This is a genomic window from Spiroplasma endosymbiont of Danaus chrysippus (genome assembly GCF_902809815.1).
GTDB lineage: Bacteria > Bacillota_I > Bacilli_A > Mycoplasmatales > VBWQ01 > Spiroplasma_E.
Window position 1 is genome coordinate 64297 of sequence record NZ_CADDIL010000005.1, and the last position, 13040, is coordinate 77336.

General features: G+C 25.0%; 19 protein-coding genes and 1 pseudogene. All 20 read left to right on the forward strand.

Annotated elements, in window-relative coordinates; translation table 4 throughout:
• The first annotated feature begins 128 nt into the window (after positions 1–128).
• Complete coding sequence (locus SPIRDC1_RS06935) at positions 129–1568, forward strand: NADP-dependent glyceraldehyde-3-phosphate dehydrogenase (protein WP_199188869.1); 1440 nt, start codon at positions 129–131, stop codon at positions 1566–1568.
• 246 nt (positions 1569–1814) lie between these two features.
• Positions 1815–2030 (forward strand): annotated as a pseudogene (locus SPIRDC1_RS06940) (lactate/malate family dehydrogenase); the annotation flags it as partial.
• A 105-nt stretch (positions 2031–2135) separates the two neighbouring features.
• Positions 2136–3131 carry an IS3 family transposase gene (locus tag SPIRDC1_RS06945; RefSeq protein ID WP_174479968.1) on the forward strand — a complete coding sequence of 332 codons (996 nt, stop codon included), beginning with the start codon at positions 2136–2138 and terminating at the stop codon, positions 3129–3131.
• A gap of 193 nt (positions 3132–3324) precedes the next feature.
• Positions 3325–3474: a 50S ribosomal protein L33 gene (gene rpmG / locus SPIRDC1_RS06950; protein WP_174481164.1), complete on the forward strand. Its 150-nt coding sequence runs from the start codon at positions 3325–3327 to the stop codon at positions 3472–3474.
• Positions 3475–3557: 83 nt separating this feature from the next.
• The gene (locus SPIRDC1_RS06955) at positions 3558–4634 is read left to right on the forward strand and encodes a M24 family metallopeptidase (RefSeq protein WP_199188870.1); all 1077 of its coding nucleotides are present in this window, start codon (positions 3558–3560) and stop codon (positions 4632–4634) included.
• Between the two features lie 2 nt (positions 4635–4636).
• Positions 4637–5200, forward strand: a complete 564-nt coding sequence (efp, locus tag SPIRDC1_RS06960) for an elongation factor P (RefSeq protein WP_174481165.1) — start codon at positions 4637–4639, stop codon at positions 5198–5200.
• A 14-nt stretch (positions 5201–5214) separates the two neighbouring features.
• Positions 5215–5583 carry a hypothetical protein gene (locus SPIRDC1_RS06965; protein ID WP_174481166.1) on the forward strand — a complete coding sequence of 123 codons (369 nt, stop codon included), beginning with the start codon at positions 5215–5217 and terminating at the stop codon, positions 5581–5583.
• Positions 5549–5953 carry a transcription antitermination factor NusB gene (gene nusB, locus SPIRDC1_RS06970; protein ID WP_174481167.1) on the forward strand — a complete coding sequence of 135 codons (405 nt, stop codon included), beginning with the start codon at positions 5549–5551 and terminating at the stop codon, positions 5951–5953. The genes SPIRDC1_RS06965 and nusB overlap by 35 nt, the downstream gene beginning before the upstream one ends.
• A gap of 309 nt (positions 5954–6262) precedes the next feature.
• On the forward strand, positions 6263–6931 hold the full coding sequence (locus tag SPIRDC1_RS06975; RefSeq protein ID WP_174481168.1) for a rolling circle replication-associated protein: 669 nt from the start codon (positions 6263–6265) through the stop codon (positions 6929–6931).
• 657 nt (positions 6932–7588) lie between these two features.
• The gene (locus tag SPIRDC1_RS06980; protein ID WP_174481169.1) at positions 7589–7864 is read left to right on the forward strand and encodes a hypothetical protein; all 276 of its coding nucleotides are present in this window, start codon (positions 7589–7591) and stop codon (positions 7862–7864) included.
• A 131-nt stretch (positions 7865–7995) separates the two neighbouring features.
• Complete coding sequence (locus SPIRDC1_RS06985) at positions 7996–8862, forward strand: hypothetical protein (RefSeq protein WP_174481170.1); 867 nt, start codon at positions 7996–7998, stop codon at positions 8860–8862.
• Between the two features lies 1 nt (position 8863).
• Positions 8864–9097, forward strand: coding sequence for a hypothetical protein (locus tag SPIRDC1_RS06990; RefSeq protein WP_174481171.1), 234 nt, complete (start codon positions 8864–8866; stop codon positions 9095–9097).
• 1 nt (position 9098) lies between these two features.
• Positions 9099–9305, forward strand: coding sequence for a hypothetical protein (locus tag SPIRDC1_RS06995; RefSeq protein ID WP_174480363.1), 207 nt, complete (start codon positions 9099–9101; stop codon positions 9303–9305).
• A gap of 21 nt (positions 9306–9326) precedes the next feature.
• The gene (locus tag SPIRDC1_RS07000) at positions 9327–9581 is read left to right on the forward strand and encodes a hypothetical protein (RefSeq protein ID WP_174480864.1); all 255 of its coding nucleotides are present in this window, start codon (positions 9327–9329) and stop codon (positions 9579–9581) included.
• An 11-nt stretch (positions 9582–9592) separates the two neighbouring features.
• Positions 9593–9919, forward strand: coding sequence for a hypothetical protein (locus SPIRDC1_RS07005; RefSeq protein ID WP_174481172.1), 327 nt, complete (start codon positions 9593–9595; stop codon positions 9917–9919).
• 209 nt (positions 9920–10128) lie between these two features.
• On the forward strand, positions 10129–10320 hold the full coding sequence (locus SPIRDC1_RS07010; RefSeq protein ID WP_174481173.1) for a hypothetical protein: 192 nt from the start codon (positions 10129–10131) through the stop codon (positions 10318–10320).
• Positions 10321–10322: 2 nt separating this feature from the next.
• A complete protein-coding gene (locus tag SPIRDC1_RS07015; protein WP_174481174.1) occupies positions 10323–11375 on the forward strand; it encodes a hypothetical protein in 1053 nt (350 codons plus the stop codon).
• 11 nt (positions 11376–11386) lie between these two features.
• Positions 11387–12301: a hypothetical protein gene (locus SPIRDC1_RS07020; RefSeq protein ID WP_174481175.1), complete on the forward strand. Its 915-nt coding sequence runs from the start codon at positions 11387–11389 to the stop codon at positions 12299–12301.
• 98 nt (positions 12302–12399) lie between these two features.
• Positions 12400–12564 (forward strand): hypothetical protein, encoded by a 165-nt coding sequence (locus tag SPIRDC1_RS07025; protein WP_174481176.1) that lies wholly within the window; start codon positions 12400–12402, stop codon positions 12562–12564.
• A gap of 77 nt (positions 12565–12641) precedes the next feature.
• Complete coding sequence (locus SPIRDC1_RS07030) at positions 12642–12926, forward strand: hypothetical protein (RefSeq protein ID WP_174481177.1); 285 nt, start codon at positions 12642–12644, stop codon at positions 12924–12926.
• Positions 12927–13040 lie beyond the last annotated feature (114 nt).

The window sequence follows — 13040 nt, forward strand, 5'->3', positions numbered from 1 at the left end:
TTTTAAAGAATTAGTTTTTTTGAATTTCATAATATAAATTTAAATAATAATTTTAGTTAAGAGTGAATAGGATAGGACTTATATCAATGCTATAATTATTATAGTAGTGATTTAAGGAGGAAGTATAGATGACAAATAATATTATTAAATATCAATCTCTAATTAATGGTGAGTTGTATGAAAATGGTAATTGAATATCAGTTATCAACCCCACTACTAATAAAATAGCAGGTCAAGTTCCTGCCTTAACTAAAGTTGAAATTAAAAAAGTATATGAATCTGCAAAATTTGCTCAAAAAAATTGAGAACAAATGCCTATTTTAAAAAGAATTTCTTTTTTAAATTCTTGAAAACAATTAATTATTCGCGATAAATTAATACTTGCTGAATTAATGACCAATGAAATTGCTAAAGGCACAAAAGCGGCTTGCAGTGAAATTGATAGAACAGTTGAATATATTGAATATACTTTACAAGAAGCATTACGTCTTCATCCTGAATCTTATACAGGTGATAGTTGAGGAAGTATGAACAAATTAGCTATTTTTGAATACGTACCAAAAGGAATTGTTCTTGCTATTTCCCCTTTTAATTATCCGATAAATTTATCAGTCTCTAAAATATTTCCAGCACTTGTGACCGGTAATAGTGTTGTTTTTAAACCCGCAACACAAGGATCATTGGTGGGATTACACTTAGCTAAATTAGCCAAAGAAGTTAACATTCCTAATGGTGTTTTTAATGCTATAAGTGTTAAAGGTAGTGAAATTGGTGATAGTTTAGTTGAAAATGAAGCAATTAACGTTATTTCTTTTACTGGTAGTGCTGTTGTTGGTAATCGTATTTCACAGAAATCTTTAAAAGCTGATTTGATTTTAGAATTAGGAGGTAAAGATCCAGCAATAGTGCTTAATGATGCTGATCTTGAAGATACAGCAACCAAAATCATTAAAGGTGCATTTAGTTATTCAGGACAACGATGTACTGCTATTAAGAGAGTGTTAGTACAAAGAACAATTAGTAGCAAATTAATTCCAATTTTAAAAGAAAAAGTTGAAAAATTAACTGTTGGTTTGCCCACAGATGATTGTGATATTACTCCTGTTATTGATCAACCAACAGTTGATAATGCTAAAAAATTAATTAAAGATGCTTTAGATAAAGGAGCCAATTGTTTAATTGGTAATAAATTTAAAGAAAATTTAATGTGACCAACTATTATTACTGACGTAACAACAAAAATGAATTTAGCATGAGAAGAACCTTTTGCACCATTGTTGCCGATTATTATTTTTGATGAAGTAAAAGAAGCAATTAATATTGCAAATGATTCACAATATGGTTTACAAGCTTCTGTTTTTACTACTAATATTAATAGTGCAATGAGTATTGCTAAATTATTAGAAGTTGGAAGTGTTAATATTAACGATCAGTCACAACGTGGTCCCGATCACTTTTCTTTTGTTGGTGTTAAGGATTCGGGACTTGGCGTACAAGGTATTCGTCCTTCGTTACTTGCTTTTACTAGACCAAAAGGGATTGTCATTAATTGAAAAACAAAAATTTAAAAGAAAAAATAAAACTTATTTTAATAAAAAAATAAGTTTTATTTTTTTATTAAAATAGTGGTAAGATAAAAATGTAATAAATTTTTGTCCTTGTTAATTAGATTTTTATTTTTTTAACATTCTTATATAAAAAGCATAATAAAAATATTACATATCATTGTAACTTTTATTTTAAAAAATAAGTTATTAAAATAGTGCCGAGGATAAAGTACTGTTACATGAAATGCAAAAAATATGGAGGTAAATATGGCAAAACGAAAAATTGTCCTTGTTGGATGTGGAGCTGTTGGTAGTAGTTTTATTTACAGTGCCATTAATCAAGGTTTAGTCCAAGAATATGTATTAATTGATGCTTTTGAAGGTATAGCTGAAGGTAATGCGATTGATTTTGCTGATTGTCAATCAGCTTTAGATCATCCTTTTATTTCAATTAAGGCTGGAAATTATAGTGATTGTAAAGAGCTACTTGCTACTTGCTACTTAGCCCTTTTTACTAGACCATTAATTTAAAAAAACTTGAATGTATTCGAAAAACAATTGTGTTATACAATTAACACTAATTTTGACATGAAAGGATTTTTAATAATGGATAAAATTAAACAAATAGCATTAGTAATTAACAAGTTAAATATCAAACAAAAAATTCAAATTATTGATGATAGCAAAAACCAATATTCAATTAGATATCTTTGCCAACATCTTCAACTAAACCGATCAACATATTATTTTGTAAAAAACAAACAAAACCCTATTAAAAAAGAAAAAAATCAAATTAGTAATTGTACACATAAATATCAAGAATTATGCCAACTTTTACTTGAATTTCATTTTACAAGAAAAGGACAAATTTATGGCTATTTACGAATTTTTTCAGCATTTAAAGAATGATTAAAACAATACAAACATATTATTTTAAATCTAGAATTATCAACAAAACAAATGCGAAAAATTATGAAAGATCACAATCTTCAAGGATTAAAACAAACTAAAAATAACTATCCTAAAAACAAAAAAAATCCAAATAAGTGAATACCTACAATGGATAAAGTAAACAAAGATTATAAAAGTACAACCTCTTCAAATCAAATTTGATCAATGGACACTAAACAAATAAATACTAAAGAAGGTTGATTATATCTTTTTGTAATTATTGATTTTTATTCAAATAATATTGTAAGCTATAATACATGTTCAAACAAATCCTATCAAGATTTAATCCTTCCTGCACTTGAAAAAATAAATCAACAATTCTCTTGAAACCAAGTAAAAAACGTTATTTTACACTCAGATAACGCCAACGAATTTTATTGTCAAGACATCACAAATTGAGCTGCTGATAAGCAAATAATTTTAAGCAAAAAACAACCTTATGATATTGGTGGCAATGTAATATCTGAAAACTGATTTTCTCATTTATCTCAAGAATGACTACCTAAAGGTTCAAATCAATATTTTTCTCTCAATGAAGCTATAAATGATGTAAACCAATATATTATGTTTTATAATTACGAAAGAATACATTCTAAATTTCTAAAACCACCAATTTCACAAATAAAAATTTAAAACTGTCTATCCAAAAGTGGTCCAGTATTTAGGGCTAACCACCACCACCCTGATATTTTTTATTTTTAATATTAGTAACATTTTTTTATATAAGGAAGTTTAAAAATAATTCCTTTATTTAATTGAACTAACTATTTAATTATGCAATAATATTGTATTGTATATAACTCAATTATTATTAAGGAGGCGCACAATGCGTGATGGATTAACTTTAAGATGTGAAGTTTGCAAAGAAGAAAATTATATTGCTGATCGTAATAAAAAAACTAAGCCTGAAAAATTAGAAACAAAAAAACATTGTTCTCGTTGTAATCAACATACACTACATAAAGAAAAGAAATAAGTTTTACTTATTTCTTTTCTTTAATTTGCAGTACAATATACTTAGTTATTAATTAATGATTTATTAAAAGGATTGAATTTAAAATGAAAAATTTAAATAAAAAAGAAATTATTGAAACAATATTAACCAAAAATAAAATAGATGCTATGTTATTTTATTCTCCCGAAAATCGCTTTTGATATAGTGATTTTATTTCAACGTTAGGTTATTTATTGATTAGCAAAAATGACGCAAATTTATTATTAGATGGAAGATATATTACTGAGGGAAAAGAAAATGCCAAAAATGTTAAATGCATTCAATTTAGTAATATTTTTTCTTCATTGAAAGATTTATTAAAATCACAAAAAATTAAAAAAATTGGTTTTGAAGCAGAATATATTACTATTGCTCAATTAGAAAGTTGAAAGCAAGAAATTAAAGATATTGAATTTGTTCCAATTTATGTTAGTTCACTAAGAATGATTAAAGATGAAATCGAAATTGCACGAATTGCAAAAGCGTGTGCTATTGGTGATTTGGCTTTTAATGAAGTTTTAAGCTTTATCCGACCTGGTGTTAGTGAAAAAGATGTTGAAGATATAATATTACGTTCATTTGTTAAAAATGGTGCAACAAAAGCATCATTTGATACTATTGTTGCTTCTGGAGAAAGAGGAGCAATGCCTCATGGTAAAGCTAGTAATAAAAAAATTGGCAATAATGAGTTAATTACTTGTGACTTTGGTTGTGTATATGAAGGTTTTTGTTCAGATATGACTAGAACTTTTGCGATTGGTAAAATTAATCCAAAATTAATTGAAATTCATGAAATAGTTAAGTCAGCACAAATGGCAGGAATTAAGGCTATAAAGCCGGGTATAGCTATTGGTGAAATTGATAAGATTTGTAGAGAATATATTAAAGAAAAGGGTTATGAACAATATTTTACTCATGGTACTGGTCATGGACTTGGTATTGAAATTCATGAATCACCTTGAGTTATTAAAAATGAATCTACTATTTTAGTTCCGGGAATGCTTATTACTGTTGAACCAGGTATTTATATTCCTAATTTAGGTGGTGTTAGAATTGAAGATGATATTTTAGTTACCAAAGATGGTTATCAAATTTTAACAAAATCATCTCGTGAAATTGATATTTGAAAGGAGAAAAAATAAAAATGATTAACGTTAATGATTTTAAACCAGGAATTACTTTTTTACATAATAAAACTGATATTTTAATAGTTATTGAATCAGCACATTCTAAAAGTGGACGTGGACAAGCGCATGTGAAAGTAAAAGCAAAAAATTTAAGAACACAAGCTATTATTAGTATTACTTTTACTGGTGGTGATACAGTTTATCCAGCTATTATTGATAAACGACCAGCAATTTATAGTTATGATGATGGTATGTATTCAGTTTTTATGGATAATGAAGATTATAATGAAATTAGGATTGATCAATCACGCTTATCATGAGAAAAAAAATTTTTAGTTCCTGGTAATGAAGTATCATTAAGGGTTTATAAAAATTTAGAAATATTAGGTATTGATTTACCTCCTTCGGTAGTATTAGCGGTTGTTGATGCTCCACCAGGAGTAAAGGGAAATAGTGTTTCTAACACGACAAAAACAGCTATTTTAGAAACTGGTTTACAATTACAAGTACCAATGTTTATTAATAATGGTGATAAAATTGTAGTAAGTACAGATGAAGGGAAATACAAAACTCGCGCTTAAGAAAGGTGAATATTATGGAAATACTTATTGAAGAAAGTAAAGTTGGAACATTAAAATTATCTTCGTTAGTTATTAAAAAATTTATTTATATGTTATTAATTAATGATAACTATCAATTAACATTAGAAGATGTTGAAGTTCTAATGTTAGAAACAAATGATATTACTGCTATTAATAATAATATTGTTATGCGAATAAAATTAATTGTTAATCCAAATGAAGATTTAGTAAATTTAAAAAATAAAATTAATAATTTAATTTTAAGACGTACTGAATCAGCTTTAAATTTATTTTTATTAAATATTCATATAATATTTATTGCTCAAACTAAGGAAGTAGAAATCAACAATGCAAGAACAAAAGAAGATAACCCAGCATCATAAAAGAATTGGCATGATGGAAGTATTATATCAATATTTCCTTGGAGGCCAATCACAACAAGCGTTTAAACAATTTCTTTTTGAAGAAGAAGGTAAGAGTTTAATTACTGAACAATGTGAGATATTAAATAAAATAATTGATTATGAATATGATTTAATAGATTTAATCAATAATAATTTAAAACAAGGATGAGATTTTGAAAATTTAAAACCAATTGAACAAGCAATTTTAATTTTAGCAGTGTATGAAATTGTCCATAATAAAACAGATAAAAAAATTATTATTAATGAAGCTATTATTATAACTAAAGCTTATTGTCCAAATGATGCTTATAAATACATTAATGGTGTTTTAGATAAAATAAATAATTAATTATAACTAGTATATGATTGAATTTAGTTAATAACTATATTTCTAATATAAATATATTATGTTATTTTAAAGATAGTTTTTTATTTTATAATCCAATATTTTTGTTCAATATAACTATTTTTTTAAAATTAATAGTTAAAAAATAAAAAAATAAAGTATAATATACTTTGTTAAGTATCATTTTTCACCGCAAGTGTAAAGTTTGATAATTTTTTTATTTTCTATGATAAGATATATAAAGATTTATATTTATTTATAAATCATTCAAATTTTATTTTTATATAAATTTCAGCCAATGAATGTTTATAAATGGATATTTCATATAATTTTTATGTTAAAAAGATTTTTTATGCTTGTTATGTTAAAAATGTTGTTTTGCCTATTGATATTTTGAAAAATGAAAGAAATAAATTAGGTGTAAAGAATATTGGTAATATTACTAAGTTAAGAAATAATAATGTTCGTACTAAATGCAAATTAGTTCAAAAAGCATTACATAATTTTTATAATGCAAGAATTTTAAGTTTTTTAACTTTAACTTATCATAAAAATGAAACTGATATTAAAAAAGCAAAACATGATTTACAATTATTCTTTAAACGTTTAAAGCGTTGATGAAATGACCCTAAACGTTCTAAACATTTGGGTGAATTAAGATATTTTTATGTTTATGAATATCAAAAACGTGGTGCAGTTCATTTTCATATATTATTTAATCGTAAAATACCTTATAGTATGATAACTAAATGATGACCACACGTTGGTAATAATAAAGGTATTGATTTAAAAGTTGTACATAAAGGAACAAATGAATTTGTAGTTAAGTATTTAAGTAAATATGTAACAAAAGTACAAGAAAATATTAAATCTTTAAATCAAAAAGATGTTGGTATTCAAGCATATTCTTTTAGTAGAAATTGTAAAAATCCGCTTGTAGTTCGTGGTACTAAAACTTTAAGTTTACAAGAATTAGTATAAGCATGTGAAAAAGCAAAAGAATTTTATTTATTTAAAACTAAACCGAATGAACAAGGTGTTACTCATTTAATTGGTGGAAGTTATGATTATGTTGCTGTTAGTGATTATTTTAAAGATTTTCAATATTATGTTAGTTTAGAAAGTTTGCGATTTAGGTATTGATTAAAAAATAAATTTAATAAAAATGAAGTTTTAGATTTTCTTTATAAAGTTTTTGATAAAAGTAAAATTGAAAAAATATTTTTAAAAAATCGTGTTTTACATTAATTTAAATTTTTTCAAGTAATATATATACTATATTTGTATTTTTTTGTTGTTTTGCTATACTTAATTTATAGTAAGTATTTTTTATTTTTCTTGGCTGGAATTAAAGAATGCTTACTTTTTTTTATTTGTATATTTATTGATATTTTTATAAAATTTAGTAATATATTATTATAAGTTTATATTGTTTTAGATTAGTTTTTAAATGATATTTAACTTATTTGAATTGGTAACAGTTCCAGCCAAGGAATAGTTAAATATTAATATTAAAAACTTTTTATTTATTAAATTAATTTTGTATTTATAATATTTTTAATTTAATTACTTAATTGTTTGCCAATTCAATCTATTATTTTTTTTTATTAAAATTTATAGAAAGGATTAGCAATTTTTATGTTTAAAACTCAATTAGTTAATATTGAAAAAGATAAGATGATACCCGATAAAAATAATCAAGGTAAATTTTTAAATTTTGATGTTTTAACCTTTTTGGAAATTAATAAACAAACGAATATTCCTACTGGTAAAGTAAGGGATAAATGTTATAATCCAACAGTTGTTAATGACTTTTCAAAATATTTACATAAATTAAATTTAAAAGTCGGTAATTATTATAATTTAGTTTTGGATTTATCCGGTACTATTGTAGATATTACTGAATGAAAATAATAATGTATAAACTAAGAATTTAATAAGGGGCTTATATATGGATTATATATTTTTCATTTTAAGCCCCTAATGGATTAGATTATAATTCATATATAAGCTCCTTATATTTTATAAAATAAGGAGTTTTATTTATGCCTATTAATGAATTTGAACAAACTAGTAATTATACTTTAACTAAAATTTTAAGAACTGGAATAAGCCCATTAAGTGCAATGATTGGAATTAGTGCTTATTATGGTCAATATTTAAAAGACCCAGTATTAGGTTCTATTAATTCTTTATTATTTAGTAAAAAGTTAGGAATTGATATATGAAATATTAATCAAAGACCAACTACTAGAAATAAAGTTATTAATAGTTATAAAAAGATATTTTTAGGATTAGGAACAATTGGTTTAGTTAATTATGCTAAGTTTGTTCAGTATGTAGATAAGTTAGTTTTTTTATTAAGAGATGAACCTTGTTTTTGACCACCTTGCCCTAGTGAACCCTCAAGACCAACTTATCCACCCTTTACAACTGTTAAACCAATAATTGATGTACCTTTTGTAGATTGAGATACTTATATATCTTTAAATAGTTTTGCTATAGCAAATGTTATTAGTGGTTTAACTGAATTAATACCTAATAGATTTCAAAATATAAGAAAAATAGCAAATATGGGTACTGGGGGTTGCTTGATTAGTAGTGGTGTTGCTATGAGTATTAATAATAATTTTAATAATTATTTTGCTATTCCTACGATTATTGCCGGAGCAAGTGAGATTATAAATACTTTATTGTTACCGTTAGAAAATACACATAATAATACAGAGTTACAAGAAGTATTTATTGATGAAAGAGCAAGGTTAATTAATGCTAGTGTTAGTGATTATCAAAGTACAAATGATAGTATGGTTGATGTTGATTTAAATGATGATAGTATGTCTGAGATTAATTTAGATAGAGCAAGTTTAAATTGGGATTATTCTTATGCTTATACGTTAGGTGGTGTTTAAAATGGATTTTAAGGAGATTATAAAATATGCTTTATATATTGGTGGGTTTTGTCTTATACTTTGATTTTGTCGTAATTGAATACATGAGGGTATACAGAAATTCAAACATAAAAAACATGTAAAGGAAAAAGAAAATGACCCTGATTGTATTTTTTGTCGTAAAGATTTTGAAAAGAAGAAACGTAAATTAGAAATGGAAAAACAACAAAAAGAATTAGAGAAAGGAGGTGATTAATATGCCCGCTGGATTATCAGCATTATTAAATATGATTGGTGGTGTTGGCCAACAATTATTAAATGCTTTTACTTATATTTTTGGTTGAGTATTTACAACTGGCGATGGTGGTACACTTACAAATTGACCGGTGTTAATTTCAATTGTATTTATGGTATTAGTGTTTATCAAACAATTTGTGGGACATATTATTCATGGAACACATTAGTAATTAGAAAGGAGTAAGTAAATGGTAAAGTTATTTTTTAGTTTGGTTTTTGTTTTACCTTTATTGGGTAGACTTTTACCAGTTGTTAATACTTTGGTACAAACTATTTATATGCAGTATTTAAGTTCTTTTGCTGGATTACATACTGTGACACTTTTTATTAAGTCGTTTTTTTATGATAGTTTATACACTTTACCTTTGCCTATTCTTGCTTTAATAAATGTTAGTTTTGTATTTTATTTAATTTTGGGATTATTTAGATTTACAAGACATTAGGATGTGAAATTATGTTTATACCTTTTATTACAACAGTTATGCATTTATTTGCTTCAATTTTTATGAAGTTTTTTAGTTTTCCACTTGGTGATTTAGGTTTTAATTTAGGTACATTAATGATATTTTTGATTTTGCTTAGATTTGCATTTAGGGTTATTTTACCCGAATTAATGTTACCAGCATTAGATTTAGGACAGAATGTTAAAACTATGGGTCGTGCTTCTGTTAAATTTTATAAAGGTTCATCATGAGTTGGTAAACAACTTGCTGAAAGAAAACGTTTAGATAATAAGGCTAAGTGTATTGAGAATAAAAAAGGGAAGTTTGTAGGTAAATAGTTATGTCTAATTTTGTTCTTAGTATATTGCATTTTATTTTTATATTTTCTAGTAAAGATATTCAAATATTTTTAAATCAACCAAATATTACTAATGAAGTTTATATTTTGTTTAATTTGACTTTTTGATTGGTATTAGGTGTATTTTTTAATTTTATTTATCGTAGTATTAAATTTGTTTTTAGGTCATTGTTTGGGTAGGTGTTAAGTATGAGTGTTTTAGAAATTTACAATAAAATACATCAATGTATAGTTGATTATTGAACTATGTTTATAGGAAGTCCGGTTGATGATTTTACTACTATTTTATGAAATTTAGTAGTTTATGGAACACAGTTTTTTATTGGATTTGTTTTGTTTTATGGTTCATGGTGAATTTTAAAATGTTTATTTGGTAAATAATTATGTGATTTAAGTTTGCAAAATTATTTTTTGTTGTAAATACTTCTGTTCAAGCACCCACTAGTTTAATTGCTTCAAATGACCCTAATGTTGTTAATTATGATATTACAAAAGAAATGGTTAAACACGTTAAGTATAATGATTTTAATGATTGAGCAACAATTCCATGAAATTCTGCTTATTTTGACATTGACCAACCGGATTTAAAATTAGTTAGTGGTGAATATATTGGTAATCAGGGTACTTATATATGTTCTTATTATAGTGATACAGTTGGTGTTCCAAAACAACAGATAAATATGGGGTCTGGCGTTTATACTTTTAATAGAAAACAATTGGATGAATTTTCACGTATTATGTTTAATCATAATTATGTTTCAGAAAAGAATACTAATCATTTGAATTTTGTTAATAACGATAGGAGAATTATAAATTTTCAAACACAGTTAAATTTTGAAATTGATAAACCTTTGAGTTTTTATATTCAAGGATTTATGTTTTATTTTGAATATGAACGTTTTAAAACTTTTACTGCTAATTTTACTTTTAGTTTTTTAGATTATGTTGGTGATACAAAGTATGTTTTTAAAGGTAAGGTTGATAATAATATTTATCAGCAACATTTATATAATTTTGTTACTTTGCCTATTCGTGTACCAAATTTAAAACATTTAACAGTATTTTTTGATGTTCACGGCGATTCATATTCTTATATGTCACCACAGTTAAATCTTGGTCAAGTTAATATTTTTTCAAGTGAAAAAGTTATGCCAGTTCCACCAAATAGTCCTTTTAACCCTGAGTATGAGCGTGTTAGTTGATATGATGTTTTTGGTCATTTACGTAATGCTTTTAGATGAGTACTTTATGGTGTTGTTGGTAAGGTTTTACCAGTGGAACCATTAAGAGAATTTTTTACTAAACTTGACGGATTATTGAGACGTATTTTTGATGATACTATTAGTTCTGTTTTAAATGTTGATTTTACTAGTGGTTTAGAACAAGTTTTAACTTTATGAGTATTTTTAAAAGCAGTAGGCTTTTTAGTTGGTTAGGAGTTGAAATAATGCCTTGATATGGTTATTTCTTTTTAGGAATTTTATTATTAATAATACTATATCCATTTTTAATAACTAGAAAAAATATAAAGATATTACAACGTGTAGGTAGTTATATTATTTCAGCACCACCACGTACTGGTAAATCTGCTCTTATTTGTTGTTTAGCACAAAGACATAAAGGTAGAGTAGTAAGCCCTATTCCTATAAAAGTTCGTAATGAATTTAGTCATGGTTTAGTAGGTTATGATGATGTTTTTAAGTTTAATCAATTAAATAGTAATTATGCTTTCAAAGAAAATGATATGCTTGTTTTTGATGAATTAGGTTTAAAAATTAATTCTAATGATTTGTCACCCGAATTTAGAGAAACACAAGAAAGTTTAGGAATGTTTTGTAAATTGATAGGTCATAATTTTAATGGAATTATGTATATGATTGAACAACACCCCGATAGAATACCAAAACAAGCACGTGAAAAAGTAGAGTATATTGTTCAAGTTAAAAGAATGCGTATTTTATTATTTTTAGTTAAGTTTAAACTTAATATTTATACTAATGTTGATGATTATAATAAAATTGTTTTATCTAAAAGACAGACTAAGAAAATAATTAAGCGTGGTGGTTTTCTTCCAAGTTATAGTGGTGAAACTATGACTTTTAGTTTATGATTTCCTAGGTCTTATTTACAAAGATATAATAGTCGTGCTTTAAATTATATTCATTCATTGAAAAGTGAATTAAGTAGTGTTAAAGACTATGAACAGTCACAAGCATTAGATTTTACTGTTGATGATATTAGAGCAGTAGGATTAGATAAGTTGGATAATATATTACAACCTGACAAGAAAGAAACTGAAAATACTCTATGTCGTGCTTGTTATTATAAAAATAAACATTCTAAGAAAAAAGTAGTAAGATAAATATATAAAATTAAACAAAATTAATATAAATATAAGTTTTAACCCATTACTTTATTTTTTAAAGTAAATGAGTTTTTGATTTACATAAGGAGAAAAAAATGAAATTTTTATTAGAAAAATTATATAAATTAAAAAATATTAAAAAAATAAAATTAACAATATGAAGTTTAGTTGGTATGGTTACTTTACAATCAAATAATATTTGGAATGTTTTAGCAACTAAAATTAACAGCGGAAAAGAAATTCTTTTTTTTTGATTTTAATTGATTAAAAAAAACAAATTTTTGAATATTCTTTGACTCCTAGTGTTATAAGTATTTCTATTGTTGGTATATTTTGAATGAATTTTATTCAAGTTGGTGCTATGAATTGTATTTGAAATAATATAAAAAAATCTTTATTTAATGATAATAAAGATGATAAGCAGGAATTATTAATAAAAAGTTTAGAAAAGTTAGAAGAAGAAATTAAAGAAATTAAAGAAAGTTATAATAAATTATTGTTAAAAATAGATATTAATGAGACAACTGAAACAACAGAATTATTAGAAAAAGATATAGAAAATATTAATAGTTTAAGATTTATTTATAAAAATGAAAGGAATTGTAATTCTTTAATTTTGTAAATTAGAATAAACCCATATTATTGGTCGAAGCCAACCAGAACCTTGGTCGGTTGGCCGCGGGGTTTAGCCCCGCTGGGGTGAGTTGCGAAGCAACGAGGGGCAAAGCTCCTATAT